Below are 14,985 nucleotides of genomic sequence, written 5' to 3'. Positions count from 1 at the left end.
TTATAGATTGTGTGCTGAAAGGAGGCACGGAGTTATGAGCATAAAAGGATCTCTTCATTCAGTTGAAACATTCGGGACACTTGATGGTCCGGGTATCCGATACGTATTGTTTCTGCAGGGCTGCGCGCTCCGCTGCCTCTACTGCCACAACCCCGACACCTGGAAAATGGGAGCAGGAAAAGAAGTAGACTCTCAGGAGGTTGTGGAAGAAATACTCACTTACAAGAACTTTATTAGAAAGGGCGGCGTTACCCTTTCCGGAGGAGAGCCTCTTCTCCAGCCTGAATTTACACTGGATGTCATTCAGCGCTGCCGTGAGCATGGAATTCATACTGCGGTGGATACTGCCGGTAGCGTATCCCTGCTCAGATCAGCACCTGTTTTGGATGCAGCAGATCTGGTACTGCTTGATATCAAAAGTCTGAAAGATTCCCAATGCATTTCTCTTACAGGAAAAAGTAATTCCAATACGCTTGCCACCTTGGATTATTGTGAACAAATTGGGAAACCGGTCTGGCTGCGTCATGTACTGGTTCCCGGATGGACTTTAGAGATGTCACAGCTTAAAGAACTTGCCGAGTTTCTGAAGCCTTATCAATGCATTCAGAAAGTAGAGCTCCTGCCCTTCCACAAAATGGGAGAATATAAATGGAAAGCGATGAAGCTTCAGTATCAGTTAGAGAATACAAAAGAGCCAACAGATGAGGAATTAACCCAAGCAAAAGAGCTGTTCGCAAAAGCCGGTCTGCCAGTGGTTCTTCCCGAGTCATCCGTGTTACATTCTGCATAATTGGGTATATAATGAATAGTGGCCAGTTCAAGAGTCCTGTCTGAGAAAGTAATAAAGGTGACCGCATGATCAATGGATTGAAAGAAAGTGCACTGTTTCAGGATATGACTCCGGAGGAAATTAACGACTGTATAGCTCTTTCCGGTGCTCAGATTCGCACGTATAAGAAAAATGAAATCATATTCAATGCCCTTGATGTTCCCAAATCAGCTTTCGTTCTGATTGATGGAGACATCCTGATCTACAGAGCGACGTTGTCGGGAAAGCGGGATATTTTCCTGCATATTGAGGACAGAGGAGATGTATTCGGGGAAGTATATCTGTTTATGGAGAGACCGCTTTATGAATACTACGCCGTAACACTTCAGCCAACCACCGTTCTTGAAATACCAAAGGATTACTTTTATTTTACCTGCTCAGAAAATTGTACCCATCACACGATGCTGATTCGAAATATGATGAGGATTCTGGCAAAAAAGGCATTTCATTTTAATCTTAAGTTGCAGATACTCGCAAGCGGTACGCTTCGTCAGAAAATCATCCGTTATCTGATTGAAAATATGGGCCAAAGCCGCGTAGTCACGTTGAGCATGAACAGGGAAATGTTTGCTGACTATCTAAATGTCGCAAGGCCCTCACTTTCCCGTGAACTCCTCAAAATGGAAGATGAAGGCTTGATTCGGAGCAAAGGCCGCCGCATTGAAATTACTGATCTGCAGATGCTGGAAGATCAATTGTAAAACACAAATTAAGTCCTATCACCATAAGAAGGAAACACTTCCTTTTTCTGTAGAAAGACCCCTCTCTGACTTCTGAAGAGAGGGGTTTATAATATTTCGCCCTTTTTTATGTCCCCAGCTAAGGCTTATTCATATTATGATACAAACCTATCAATTAGGTTTATGTAAAATTTAGAAAGTATGAGTAAAATGAGTGATATTGCTTTACAAGTTACGCGCTCTTCAGGAGGCATCGTAGACTCAGGAAGAAACGTTATTTTTAATCAAATAAAATATTTAGACGGCAATGTAAGCTATGATCTGATAACAGGAGTAATCACATTTAATACGACAGGAAGATTTCTTGTCGATTGGTGGGTGAATACCCAGTGCTCTCTATCAAAAAATGGTACTGCATTCTCGCTGATATCCTCCCAAGGAGACCATATCCCGGGAAATTCACCGTTTAAGATTGGAGAAGTGTCAGGAGCCGGTATTATTGAAATCGCTCTGGCACCAGTTACTCTTTCATTAGTAAATATAAGCAACGCAGAACTGTTTTATCCGGTCAATGTTCCACTCTCTGCTTCACTAATCATAATAGAAGATAATTTCTCAGATGTTTGTGGTCCTACCGGAGATACTGGACCTACTGGCGATACTGGGCCTGCCGGAGATACTGGGCATACCGGAGATACTGGGCCTGCCGGTCCTATCGGTCCTGCTGGAGACACAGGTCTCACTGGTGACACCGGACCGATTGGTGATACGGGTCCAACTGGCGACACTGGGCCTGCCGGAGTAATCGGCCCTGCAGGCCCGATTGGTCCTGCAGGTATCATAGGGCCTTCTGGAGATACGGGACCGATCGGGGATACTGGCCCTATCGGGGATACTGGACCTGTCGGTGATACAGGACCGATCGGGGATACAGGACCGATCGGAGATACCGGACCGATCGGAGATACAGGACCTGTCGGGGATACCGGACCGATCGGGGATACAGGACCGATCGGGGATACAGGACCGATCGGGGATACCGGACCGATCGGGGATACGGGACCGATCGGGGATACAGGCCCTATCGGTGATACCGGACCGATCGGGGATACTGGCCCTGTCGGGGATACTGGACCTATCGGGGATACAGGACCTGTCGGGGATACAGGACCGATCGGGGATACTGGCCCTATCGGTGATACCGGACCGATTGGGGATACAGGACCGATTGGGGATACGGGACCGATCGGGGATACAGGACCGATCGGGGATACAGGACCGATCGGTGATACTGGCCCTATCGGTGATACCGGACCGATTGGGGATACTGGACCGATTGGGGATACTGGACCGATCGGGGATACAGGACCGATCGGTGCTACCGGACCGATCGGGGATACTGGCCCTATCGGTGATACCGGACCGATTGGGGATACAGGACCGATCGGTGCTACCGGACCGATCGGGGATACTGGCCCTATCGGTGATACCGGACCGATTGGGGATACTGGACCGATTGGGGATACTGGACCGATCGGGGATACGGGACCTATCGGGGATACGGGACCGATCGGGGATACAGGCCCGATCGGGGATACTGGACCGATCGGTGCTACAGGCCCTATCGGGGATACTGGCCCTATCGGGGATACTGGACCGATCGGTGCTACAGGCCCTATCGGGGATACTGGACCGATTGGGGATACGGGACCGATCGGGGATACTGGCCCTATCGGGGATACTGGACCGATCGGTGCTACAGGCCCTATCGGGGATACTGGCCCTATCGGGGATACTGGACCGATCGGTGCTACAGGCCCTGTCGGTGATACAGGACCGATCGGTGATACTGGCCCTACCGGGTCTGTTGCGGATCTTCTGACTTTAAAATATAATCAAGTTTCTGACAGTATATCAGTATTTCCAGTTACACCGGTGGGATCAACGGTAACCGTAGCATCCGTATCTACCAATGCTGTGATTCATGATTTAGTAAAAATAGACTATTCCGTATCTGTTGATTTAACCACTGCAGCCACCTGGAGCGTAGAATTTCATGTGAGATTATATCGGAACGGTACTGAAATAAACCGAAAAGTAACATTTAGCAACGGTTCACGCAGTGGCTCTCAAACATTTACCGTTGCAGATACCTTTATCGATACAGCTCCATCAACTGGGACCATTTTATATGAAGTAAGAACTGCCTTTGGGATCCCCTCAAACGTTAGTTCAGCGACCGCTTCACATCGGAATATGAACGTGACCGTATACGCACAAGTATGACGGGATTCCGAACATTCAGAGTAAGGGACTGCCGCAAAGCGATTGAAAGACCACTTTTGCGCAGTCTCTTGTTTTAAGTTGACTTAACGGCAACGGCCATCCCCTATGTCAAGGTACCTATCTAGTTCTTTAACATATTCCTTTTTCTTCTCATATTATGACAATATCAACTTTAAAAAGGAGAAAGAAAAATGTCAGGGTTTCATAATTTGACTCCGACAAACGGATTTGATTTTAATAATCTAATCAATGCGAGACAAAATAACTACGCCTGGTCCATGAGCGATTTAGATGGCTATATCTATGTGGGCACCGGCAGAAATATATTAGTTAATATCATACGAGCCATTCAGCCACAAACACATCTGCCGGTACTCATCAATCCAGGCCCCATTGATAATCAGGCTGAAATATGGAGATATAAAAAAGACGGTTCTCTTCCATGGGAAAGAGTTTACAAAGCCCCTTCCGATGCAGGGATAACGGGCTTCCGATTTATGATTCAGTACCGTCCATTCGGTGGAAGTCCCTGTCTTTATGCCGCAACCTTTGGCAGAAGAGCACAGATCCTCAAATCAACAAATGGCGTAAACTGGTTTATCTTACCGGACAATGTGCTGCAGGGCACATCATCCAGATCTATGGCTGTTCAAAATGGTAAGCTTTATGTATCCACCATCGACGAAATCAATCAAAATTCCGCCCCTCTATTATATAGTAGTGAAGATCCGGAATTTTATCCATGGGAAAGCCTTATCAATGTTGATGCACCCGGTTTCGACCCTGCAAGGAATCCAACCAGCCCAATTAGCAATATGGCGGTATTTAACAACCGAATCTATGTAGGTGTTAGCAATTCAGAGGGCGCTCAGGTTTGGAGAACCAATGGTCCTGAGCCTAGACAGAACGAATGGACACTAATCGTAGACAGAGGTTTTGGAGATCCTGCAAATGTTTACACCCTCAGCATGGGTGTTTTCAGGGACTATCTCTATGTTGGAGGCACAAAGGAATTACCGCTATCCTGGGCGATTCCCAGAGGCTGCGATGTGATTAGAATTGATACGAATGATGAATGGCAACTGATTGTTGGGGGAAATCCATTCCTCCCATCAGAAGCAGATAGCGCATCCGGTCTTGGCTCAGGATTTAACAATCCCTTCAATGTGTACGCATGGCAGATACAGGAATTCGACGACAAATTGCTCATCAGCACCTTTGATGATTCCAGCAATATGCAGGTAATCCTGGATACTCTTTTGGCAAATCGAGCTGCATTATATCAGCTCATCGGTGTAGAAGTAACCACTCTCTTGATTGAAATCTATAAGAGTGTCGTTGAGATTCTAAGATTTATCAGGTACCCCATCGGATTTGATTTGTATGTTTCCGAAGACGGAGTACATTTTAATTCCATCTTCTTAAACGGGCTTTTTAATCCAAATAACTACGGTGGAAGAATCCTCTTTGTCGACAGCTGCGAAAAGTTATATCTGGGAACAGCAAACCCATTCCAGGGTTGTGAAGTATGGAAAACGAACAATATTGATGATTACCGCTTCAGTCCATGTACAGAAGCTCACTACAGAAAATTACAGGAAGTTCGTGAAATATTAACAAAAAATAATGAGATCATCGGTCAAAACATGCCTGCAATTCTTCAGTATGTAGCGGAAGAGCATTACCATAAATTTATCTAGTGCTTAATGGAGACGCGTTCCACTATATCTACATGCAGGAATGCGCAAGTACTATATGTAACAGAAAATACTCGGCAAAATGAAAAGCAACCCTGAATAAAATCGGGGTTGCTTTATCATTCATTTAATGAGGCTAGCACACTGGCATTCCATTCAAAGATATGGTAAACTATGCTATAATCTGGAGCATTGATAAAACAAAGTTGAGGTATATCTGAAGCTTTCAAAATACAGAAGGAACACTTGATTGATACAGGAGGTTACGATATGTATGAACTAATCAAAATCTGTGACAAAAGCTATTATATCAATAGTCCTGCGAAAATTGGACTTTACTTGAATGGGAACGATGAAGTATATCTGGTGGACAGCGGCAACGACAAGGATGCAGGAAGAAAAATCCGTCAGCATCTGGAAAAAAACAATTGGCGCTTAAAAGCAATTCTGAACACCCATTCCAATGCCGATCACATCGGCGGCAACAAATATCTGCAAAGTCAAACCGGATGCAAAATATATGCACCGGGAATTGACTGCGATTTTACCCGTCACCCCCTTCTCGAACCATCCTTTTTATATGGCGGCTTTCCTCCCAAAGACTTACGGCATAAATTTCTTATGGCTCAAGAAAGTGACGCAGAGTATCTTACTGCTGAAGCCCTGCCCGAAGGGATGACCATCCTCCCCCTTCCGGGTCATTTTTTTGATATGGTCGGTTTTCGGGATGCAAATGATGTGGTCTATCTGGCAGACTCTTTGTCCAGCAAAGAAACACTGGACAAATATCAGATCACTTTTATATATGATATCGCTGCCTATCTGAACACCCTTGAAAACGTGAAGGGGCTTGATGCTGCGCTATATGTTCCAGCGCATGCAGAAACCACAGACAACATTGCACCCCTTGCTCAGATCAACATCGATAAGGTAAATGAGATCGCTGAAAAGATTCTTTTGTTTTGTAAAGAACCGCTCTGTTTTGAACATATTTTACAGAAGTTGTTTCAGTCTTATGATCTGACCATGAATTTTGATCAGTATGTCCTTGTGGGAAGTACCGTTCGTTCATATCTTTCATGGCTGAAAGATACAGGAAAAGTGTGTATCAATTTTGAAAATGCCCTGCCTCTTTGGTGCTCCATATAAAGGAAAGTTGGTAAAAAAATGAGAATAATCTACAAGAAATTTGGAATTTTTAAAAGCTCCCATCACGACCGGGACTTTAATCTGTTTTTGCTTGCTGCACTGTTTGCTGGAATCGGGGCAGGCATTAATGCATCTATATTCAACAACTATTTGAACGATATTTTCAACCTGTCTGAGGAAATCAGAGGTCTTCTGGAGGTACCGAGAGAAGCCCCTGGCTTTTTTATTTTGTTAATTTTGGCGACGTTAAGTTTTTTAGGCGATGTTAGAATTGCAATGCTGGGAATGGCTGCTGCGGGGCTGGGGATGCTGGGGCTGGGTCTCCTGTCACCGACGTTTGCACTGATGATCATCTGGATGATGATGTACAGCCTCGGTACACACATGATTATGCCTGTGACGCCATCCATCGGCATGACACTGTCCAAGCAGGAATCATTCGGTTCAAGGCTCGGAACAGTCAGTGCCTTCGGTCTAATTGGCAGCATTGTCGCTTATGTCTTTATATTTTTAGGCTTTCACTACATGCAGATGTCTTATCAAACGGCATTCATTACCGGTACCGTATTTTACGTATTCGCTGCTTTTTCAATTGGATTCATGAAGAAAAGCGAGCCGGAGGTACGTAAAGCAAAGTTTGTTTTTAGAAAACGATATACGCTTTTTTATGTGCTGTCTGTTATCAGCGGTGCCAGAAATCAAATTTTTATGACCTTTGCCCCCTGGGTATTGATTAAGGTGTTTGACGTAAAGCCTCAGATGTTTGCGATCCTGGGAATGGTGGTTGCCCTTGTCAGTATCGGCACAAGAAAGATGATTGGCAAATTGATCGACAGCAAAGGCGAGCGTTTCGTCCTGACGGCAGAAGCCTTCCTTCTGTTTGTCATCTGCCTCGGCTATGCATTTTCAGATATGCTTTTTACAGCAAAAGTTGCAGTAGTGATCATTGCCGCCTGCTATGTTATCGACAATTCCATGTCTGCGGTGGAAATGGCACGATCCACCTATGTAAGGAAAATTGCAGTAGATGTTGCTGATGTAACGCCGACTCTGTCCACCGGCGTCAGCCTGCAACATATTGCCTCCATGGTTATTCCGGTTTTCGGAGGCCTCCTGTGGGCTGCTGCAGGATATGAAGCCGTATTTATTGCTGCAGCAGTCATTGCTTTCCTGAACTTTATTCTTTCCCGTAAAATTGTGATTACCTAATAGAATTATCAGTATTTTAAAGCCTGCTCTCTTCATAGAGCAGGCTTTTTTGTATCATTCCCACGGAAAAAATAATCCCGAAGATCAAATTGCTTCTTCAATCTCTGCAAGCTTTAATCTGGTTGAAACCGCATTTACTGCAAAGGCATGAATTGCTTCGTTTACGGTGGTGCAGCACTCTGGGATGATCGTCACACTGTATTGTTCAGCACTTTTTGAAATAGCGGTGTGAGTGACACAGTTCTGTGTCATCATCCCGCATAGAATGAGTTCCTTCACCCCCAGACCATCCAATACTTCGCTTAGGTTTGTTTGGTAAAATCCATCCGCATGGTGCTTAATCACAATCGGACTGCCTGGTGCAGCATCTAATACCTCCGATTTGATCGCCGCCCCTTCTGTTCCTTCATTGAAGAATGGTGCTATGCCCTTCTTGGTGTCGGCAATATGCTGAATATGAATCACGGGAATCCCCGCATGGTTTGCACGATCAATTGCAGTCAATACCCGTTCCAGTGTTCTATCAGTATTCCATAGCGGAAACTTGCCACCTGGGAAATAGTCGTTTTGCAGGTCAATTACCAAAAGCGCCTTGCTCATATAGCATTCCTCCATTTCAATTTTTAATATCGTTTATCATGATCTCTATCCGGAAAACGTTGATCCTTAACGGTTAGTTTTACAATAACACTTCTGATTTGCTTTGAAAATTACCCACTTTTTCGTGTGTATGCTCCGTTTAATAAAAATTTCAATACCCATCATTTATTACAATGAAAAGCCATGGACTCCTTAAGAGATATCCGTGGCTCTTTTCTCATCGAGGTATTCACGGCCTAATTCCTGCATGATCTCTAATGCTTTTATAATGGTTCTCCCCCGATCCTCAGTAAGAAAGTATTCAACCTTTAGTGGATAGCCATCGTGCTGTATTTTATCGACCAAACCAAACTCCCGTAATTCATGGAGCTGTTCCAGCAGCATTTTCTGACTGATTCCTTTGATATCCTTTTCCAGCTGGGAAAGAGAAGCTCTTCCACGATACTTCAATTGCCATAGAATAACTGTTTTCCACTTTCCTTTCAGGATATCATGGGTAATCTCCAAAGGACAGGTGTACTCTTTTCTAACTTTCATATTGGGAACCTCCAAATCTACACTCTGGGTTTTTTATTCATCATTTGGCTGCTTAACGTTATAGTCATTATACCTAATTTTACTACGTTTTTATCATACAATTCTTTTTAATCAAATGATCCCGCAAATAAAATCCCCCCGTCCGGTGTAATTACTTTTGCACCAAACGGGGGTCATTGAAATGAAGAGGCTTTAAGAATGTGAATTTTCTCTATTCTACAATTCTGAGTGCCACATAGGCTAGGTCGGAAATATCGATCTTTCCGTCGCGATTTACATCAGCTGCTTTTGCACGATCCCAGTCTGGGCTGTCGGAAGTTTTACCGTAATAGTACGCTACGATGGCAAGGTCAACAACATCGATCTTTTCGTCATCATTAAGGTCCGCGGAGGCTTCTTCTTTTATGACTGCGTCCTTGAAGGAACTAACTGCCGTATTCAGTGCATTAACCGCATTGTCAATCGCTGTCTGAGTAGCAAAGCTGTCATTCAGCACCAGCTCAGCGGCATCAATGGCTGCCTTCAGTGCATCTTTGGCCGCCTGCGGATATTGACCCGGCCGGTCTCCCACAACCGCTGCTTCATACAGAGCTTTGGCACTGTCGATAGCCGCTGACAATAATGATTTATCAACTGTCTCTGAACTACCGACGCTGATTGTCTTGCTGGTAAATCCTGCTGCAATGGTATCCCCGTCTTTGGTGCCTAATTCCGCCCTCATTACCTCTATTTTGCCCGACGTATTCTGAACCCCGCTCTTTACCTTAAAGGTCGTCTGTAATAAAGGCATTCGGTCCGATGTGACTCCTTTTAACGTAGATGCTATGATGGATACGTATCCATCATCGGATTCTACATCCACAATAAGAATATCACTGTTTTCGGCTTCAGTGTTTACATATTCGAACACATTTTGATCATACTTCAGATCAATGAATTCTGCATATACATCCTGTCTCACATGGTACAGACTGACACCGAGCGAAAATGTCTCGTCAGGAAGAACGCGGTCAACCCCGGAAAGAACCACAGTAGGTCCAAAAGGTACCAGTTCCAAGATGGCAGCTGCAAGATCAGAAGCAGCCGCATCAACCGCTTCCTGGGAAGCATTCGGATCTTCATTAACCAAAACAGCTGTGATGAGTACTTGCTGCAGAGCTGCCCATGATTCTGGGGTATACGCGTTCTCACTGAGCGCCTGCGCTTCCGTAATCTTTGCCCTCAATTCTGCCTTATTCACTTCTTGGGTCGGAGATCCGGGCATATACCGGAAGGCATCAATCAGTACCCGGGTTCCCGGATAAACAGTGCTCGCCGGATTCTTCAATCCCGCCGCAGCAACTTTAATCGTATGCTCACCGTAAGGCAAACCTTCTCTGCTGAAATTAATAAATTGATTTACATCACAGGGCGCTATAAAAGGATCGACTGTTGATACCTTGATTCCGTCAAGGTAGACTTCTGCAATGCCGCAGTCATAATTGCTTTCACCGATCCATTGAATCCCGGTGCCTGTAAATGTAAATTCTGCATAGGCCGGTTCGGAAGACGAATAGCGGTTATCCTCCGGAGGAGTCACGCTCATTCCGGTTCCCTGATAATACTTACTGCTATTGTTTGTTTCCCAATCTTCCCCACTGCCTGCACTTTCATATTTGATGAGAGCATCATTGTCATCCACTGTTATCAAATTTTCATTTGTTATTTGAATGATCTGTTCCCCTGTTTTCCCCGATGCACCATTTTGTTCAGCCACTACCTTAAACGTTCCATAGCTTTCAGATGAGGCAGTGAGAATTGCAGTTTGCGCACCGGTTTGTGTTATGGTAGCCAAACTGGTTGCAGAACCGTCCAAATCAGTTACAGACCAAGTCACCGATTTCCCCTGTGAAATTCCGGACACTGCCATTTTCATGGAGGTTCCCTTTTCGATCTGTGTTGCATTGCCATTGGCGCCGTACACCGAAATTTCATTTTCTCCAGCATAAGCATTGAGCCCGGACGAGGATAGGATGACCAGTATTATACTTAACATAATTGAGAGTTTCTTTCTAAGCCGACTCATATTAAAATCCCCCTTTATCATCGCAGTTTCTATTATTGATTCAAGATTCGATGCATGATTACTGCAGTCTCCGCTCTCGTAGCTGTACCCTCAGGGTTAATTGCTCCGTTATTTCCTGTTACGATCCCAGCCTTAACAAGCTGGGCTGCAGCATTTACTGCATAAGGCGCAACCTTGGAGGAGTCGTTAAATCCGCTGAGATCCGTTGCTGAATCATCCAATTTCTTACCTGTGATTTTCATTGCTCTTGCAATGATCACCATCATATCCTGTCTCGATATCTTTTCTTTGGGCAGAAACAGGTTGTCTCCCTTGCCCATGGCAATTCCCAGTTTTTTTGCTGTTCCTACCGCCTGATAATAATATGCTGTGGAGGGAACATCGCTGAAATTGCTGTCGATTGCGTTATCAAGCTTCATTGCCCTCATCAACATACACATAAAATCAGCTCTTGTGATGTTCAGTCCCGGGCTATAGGTAGTCTCTGAAGTTCCATTGATTATTCCTTTGGATGCAAGGACTTCAATCTGGGTTTTCGCCCAATTGTATCCGGTCAGGTCGGTGAAGGTCTTGATTCCGTCACCATAGACCACTGCAGTTAGTTTGGGGTCCAGTGCCTTCACAGACGTCAGTTTGATTGCAGCATCACCCTCTGCTTTTGCTTTAAAAGCGATGGTACATAACGGAATACTACCGTTTTCACCTGTCTTTTTACCTATCTTGGTAAATGCCACTGTAATTTTGTTATTTTCTGCCTTGGCAGGCATTAAAAAGCCGTCTAACTTCGATTCAGCCTTATCCAGCTCAACAATTGCCGGATCAAAAGTCAGAATTGCTTCATAGGCATAAAGATCTTTTAAATTATTTCCGTTGATAATAATTTCAATCTTTTGCCCCGCTGTAACATGCTCTGGGTTTTGTGCCAGGGTGAAGCTGGTGCCTGTATCAGCAAAAGCCGTACCGGATACGCAAGTTAATACCATTAGTACAATCAATAATCTTGTAATCATAAACCACTGCTTTTTCATTTGTTTCTCCTTACCGGGAAATCCGGGACAGGAAACAAGGTTTCCCATCCCACATCCCTATCAGTTTTAATTAAACGCGCATTCGGAGCGCTACAAAGGCTAAATCTTCAATGTCTACCTTACCGTCGTTGTTGATATCTGCAATCTTCGCGGCTTCCCAATTTTCGTCGCCGATTATTGCGCCGTAATAGTATGCAATGATTGCAAGGTCTCCCACATCAATACCAGTGGAATGGTTGATATCTCCTGTTCTATCTGTGATTACCGAAGCCTCAAAGACTGCTTTTGCTGCAAGCAGTGCGCTAGTGGCGTGATCAATATCTTCCTGGCTTGCATTAATATTTGAAAATACTGAATTGGCTGCAGCAATTGAAAGCTGGAAGGTAATCTTGTCGGCTAATCTGTAGCAACCATTTTGTGTTCCAACAACAGCGCTGTCATACAGTGATTGGGCTGCATCGATTGCCTCTTTCAATGCTCTCTTGTCTGTGCCTGGATCTGGAATCACCGAACCGTCAAAAATGGCTTTTGCTTCTGTAAGTGCTGATACAGCCGTATTGACATCAGCCTGTGTGGCATCGGGATTCGTATTCACTGCACTTGCTTCGTTGATTGCTTCAAGGAATGCAGCTTTTGCAGAAGCAGGATATTGACCGGGAGCAGTTCCTACTACAGCATTGTCATATGCTGCCTGAGCCGCATCAATTGCTGCAATCAGTCCGCTCTTGTCTACGGTTTGAGCAGTTCCCACCGCAATTGTTTTACTGGCTAATGTTGGTTGTATCACCGCTCCTTCCGGCATGATACCGAGCTTTGCACTCGTAATGGAAATGGAGCTTGATACATCGGCAACCCCATCCTTTACTTTGAAGCCCACACCCAGAAGAGGCGCGTTATCACCTTTTACTCCTCCGATATTTGCTGCCACGATCCGCAAAGTCCCTGAGACAGATGGATCCTTTACAAGAACGCTTTTATTCGGGTCTGCACCGGTTACGGTATCATATACAAATACTTCAGGGTCAAAGTTCATTGTGAGTTCTTCCGCATAAACATCCTGTGAGATATTATAAAGTCCAACTCCTACCGTAAAGGTCGATCCGGGCTGTACGCTGCTGCTTCCGTCCAGGCTCAGTCTGCATGCACTGTTAAGTGCACCGATCGTGCTGTTGAGATTTGCAAGAGCTTCCTTAACCGCATTGACACCATTGATATCGTAGATTCTCTTGTTCACGAGAGGCTCCGCAATAGCCTTAGCCTCCTGATAAGCAGCCCATAGCTGAGCAGGATAGTTGCCTGCCATATTGTCAGTCGGACCTGTCTGAAGAGCATTCTTCAGTTTATCTCGGTTAGGCGCACCGATGAAGGCAAAATAGGACATCTTCTCAGGATTGCCTGTCACACCCCCCCACAGGTGAGCGCCCTTGTAGCTGTTGAAGGTACTGCGGTCGCTTGAACCGTCCCATTGCATGACCACGAACTTATCCTTATACTCGATTAGGAGGTCCATGAGATCTGCCGTGTAATCAGCCTGCTCGCGTTGGATATCCTCACGCATAGCAATTTCAAGGGCCTTGTCTCTGGTCCATCCATCCTGATTCATGCGGCCCCAGCCATCTCTTCTGATTGCCGGGCCATTTCTGACATCATAGGTATTGGTCTCCGTGCTATCCCCTGTAGGTTCAGCAGGCTTGGAGGGATCCCAATCAGGATTGGGCATAAAATCACTGCGAATATCCGCCTCGGTAATCGATATCTCGTCAGCCACTGTCAAGCCAAGCTCTATTTGCTGCCGAAGTAAATCGATGGACGGATATGCCGTAGCCAGGCGGCCCTGCATACCATAACCGTCAATGTTGCCGGCCTCGTATATAGGCTTGAGCATTTTAATGGTCTGACTCATTTTGGGTTCGTAGGGCTTATTGCTGTCCTGGAAGTCGTTATAATACAGTGTCCAGTCCGCACCATATAGATTGGAGTACTTACGAGCAGATTCAAAGGCCTTGCGAATGTACACAGATTCCTCATACAGCCGCTGGTCTTCCTCCCCAGGATCGTTTAAATCTGTCCTACGAAAGATATTGCCCCATTGGCCGCTTTGAGTGAGGGGATCATCCATGTTGCGCACCTGACCGGTGTAGTCATCGAGACCTTCATTGACCACATCCCAGGAGTAGATGATGTCATTATAAGGAGCATACCGCTCCATCATCTTCTGAATATAATTATCCAAACGCGCAAGCATGGTTTCAGGGCTAGCCCAGTTGGCGGTTGTAGTATTGCCGCTGTAGTTAAAACCGTCGCAGAAAAAGTACATGGGCTGCTGGCCGCCATGCCACACCAAGACATGGGCACGGATCTTCTTCTTATCCCGCTCGGAAACAGTTGCGTTATACGCTCTGATTTCATTCAGCAATCGGATACTATTTGGGTTGGCACTCAGCACCACATTGCGGTTGGCTTCCTCGATTAACTGCGCCTTCTCCGCATCGCTCAGGCTGGTGTCAGCATTGATTTCAGCAACACGCCTATTGTATTCATTCTGGGAGGGGGTATTATTACCGGTAGCAGTGCCGCCAATCTGGGCATCCAGCTTCAGGTCGTTAGCAAAGCTGGAGTAGCGGTAGTGGTACTTGGAATGGGTAGTATTCCAGTTGCCAAAGGTACCGATGATGAAGTAGTCTTCATACTCTTGCCACAAGGATGGCAGACTATAGTCATACGCCGAAACACTTGCGGGAAAGCAAAGACTTCCAAACAGGCTCAGGCAGAGGCTGATGATAAGCATCAACACTGTCTTACGTTTGCGTTTTATCATTCCTTATCCTCCTTAATAACCAGAAGTGATACCAATCGTTGCCGGGGAGCCCGGGAAAGGAAACCTAAGTTTCCAATCCCAATCCCC

Annotated in this window: 11 protein-coding genes; 6 read left to right on the top strand and 5 right to left on the bottom strand. The window is 45.4% G+C overall.

Annotated features, from left to right (window positions below; all coding sequences use genetic code 11):
* Window positions 1-34: 34 nt before the first annotated feature.
* The 6 genes from pflA (at window position 35) to FRZ06_00470 (ending at window position 7,850) form a co-directional block, all read left to right on the top strand.
* Window positions 35-790 carry a pyruvate formate lyase-activating protein gene (pflA, locus tag FRZ06_00495; GenBank protein QOX61939.1) on the top strand — a complete coding sequence of 252 codons (756 nt, stop codon included), beginning with the start codon at window positions 35-37 and terminating at the stop codon, window positions 788-790.
* Between the two features lie 65 nt (window positions 791-855).
* On the top strand, window positions 856-1,530 hold the full coding sequence (locus FRZ06_00490) for a Crp/Fnr family transcriptional regulator (protein QOX61938.1): 675 nt from the start codon (window positions 856-858) through the stop codon (window positions 1,528-1,530).
* Window positions 1,531-1,710: 180 nt separating this feature from the next.
* Complete coding sequence (locus FRZ06_00485) at window positions 1,711-3,795, top strand: hypothetical protein (GenBank protein QOX61937.1); 2,085 nt, start codon at window positions 1,711-1,713, stop codon at window positions 3,793-3,795.
* A 191-nt stretch (window positions 3,796-3,986) separates the two neighbouring features.
* Window positions 3,987-5,495 carry a hypothetical protein gene (locus FRZ06_00480; GenBank protein ID QOX61936.1) on the top strand — a complete coding sequence of 503 codons (1,509 nt, stop codon included), beginning with the start codon at window positions 3,987-3,989 and terminating at the stop codon, window positions 5,493-5,495.
* 267 nt (window positions 5,496-5,762) lie between these two features.
* The gene (locus tag FRZ06_00475) at window positions 5,763-6,641 is read left to right on the top strand and encodes an MBL fold metallo-hydrolase (GenBank protein QOX61935.1); all 879 of its coding nucleotides are present in this window, start codon (window positions 5,763-5,765) and stop codon (window positions 6,639-6,641) included.
* Between the two features lie 18 nt (window positions 6,642-6,659).
* The gene (locus tag FRZ06_00470) at window positions 6,660-7,850 is read left to right on the top strand and encodes an MFS transporter (protein QOX61934.1); all 1,191 of its coding nucleotides are present in this window, start codon (window positions 6,660-6,662) and stop codon (window positions 7,848-7,850) included.
* Window positions 7,851-7,934: 84 nt separating this feature from the next.
* On the opposite strand, the gene FRZ06_00465 is transcribed toward FRZ06_00470, so the two are convergent.
* From FRZ06_00465 to FRZ06_00445, 5 genes are all read right to left on the bottom strand, one after another.
* Complete coding sequence (locus FRZ06_00465) at window positions 7,935-8,450, bottom strand: cysteine hydrolase (GenBank protein QOX61933.1); 516 nt, start codon at window positions 8,448-8,450, stop codon at window positions 7,935-7,937.
* A 192-nt stretch (window positions 8,451-8,642) separates the two neighbouring features.
* On the bottom strand, window positions 8,643-8,987 hold the full coding sequence (locus FRZ06_00460; protein QOX61932.1) for a helix-turn-helix transcriptional regulator: 345 nt from the start codon (window positions 8,985-8,987) through the stop codon (window positions 8,643-8,645).
* A 211-nt stretch (window positions 8,988-9,198) separates the two neighbouring features.
* Entirely contained in the window at window positions 9,199-11,073 is a 1,875-nt protein-coding gene (locus FRZ06_00455) for a hypothetical protein (protein QOX61931.1), read from the bottom strand.
* An 11-nt stretch (window positions 11,074-11,084) separates the two neighbouring features.
* On the bottom strand, window positions 11,085-12,128 hold the full coding sequence (locus FRZ06_00450) for a hypothetical protein (GenBank protein QOX61930.1): 1,044 nt from the start codon (window positions 12,126-12,128) through the stop codon (window positions 11,085-11,087).
* 22 nt (window positions 12,129-12,150) lie between these two features.
* A complete protein-coding gene (locus FRZ06_00445; GenBank protein QOX61929.1) occupies window positions 12,151-14,898 on the bottom strand; it encodes a hypothetical protein in 2,748 nt (915 codons plus the stop codon).
* Window positions 14,899-14,985 lie beyond the last annotated feature (87 nt).

The sequence above is a fragment of the Clostridiales bacterium genome (genome assembly GCA_015243575.1).
Lineage (GTDB): Bacteria > Bacillota > Clostridia > Peptostreptococcales > Anaerovoracaceae > Anoxybacterium > Anoxybacterium hadale.
This window is presented reverse-complemented; position numbering and strand designations above follow the sequence as displayed.

What these genes read in the sequence shown, in the direction of transcription:
- pflA (QOX61939.1), top strand. Translation starts at nt 35, where the DNA reads ATGAGCATAAAAGGATCTCTTCATTCAGTTGAAACATTCGGGACACTT.
- FRZ06_00490 (QOX61938.1), top strand. Translation starts at nt 856, where the DNA reads ATGATCAATGGATTGAAAGAAAGTGCACTGTTTCAGGATATGACTCCG.
- FRZ06_00485 (QOX61937.1), top strand. Translation starts at nt 1,711, where the DNA reads ATGAGTAAAATGAGTGATATTGCTTTACAAGTTACGCGCTCTTCAGGA.
- FRZ06_00480 (QOX61936.1), top strand. Translation starts at nt 3,987, where the DNA reads ATGTCAGGGTTTCATAATTTGACTCCGACAAACGGATTTGATTTTAAT.
- FRZ06_00475 (QOX61935.1), top strand. Translation starts at nt 5,763, where the DNA reads ATGTATGAACTAATCAAAATCTGTGACAAAAGCTATTATATCAATAGT.
- FRZ06_00470 (QOX61934.1), top strand. Translation starts at nt 6,660, where the DNA reads ATGAGAATAATCTACAAGAAATTTGGAATTTTTAAAAGCTCCCATCAC.
- FRZ06_00465 (QOX61933.1), bottom strand. Translation starts at nt 8,450, where the DNA reads ATGAGCAAGGCGCTTTTGGTAATTGACCTGCAAAACGACTATTTCCCA.
- FRZ06_00460 (QOX61932.1), bottom strand. Translation starts at nt 8,987, where the DNA reads ATGAAAGTTAGAAAAGAGTACACCTGTCCTTTGGAGATTACCCATGAT.
- FRZ06_00455 (QOX61931.1), bottom strand. Translation starts at nt 11,073, where the DNA reads ATGATAAAGGGGGATTTTAATATGAGTCGGCTTAGAAAGAAACTCTCA.
- FRZ06_00450 (QOX61930.1), bottom strand. Translation starts at nt 12,128, where the DNA reads ATGGGAAACCTTGTTTCCTGTCCCGGATTTCCCGGTAAGGAGAAACAA.
- FRZ06_00445 (QOX61929.1), bottom strand. Translation starts at nt 14,898, where the DNA reads ATGATAAAACGCAAACGTAAGACAGTGTTGATGCTTATCATCAGCCTC.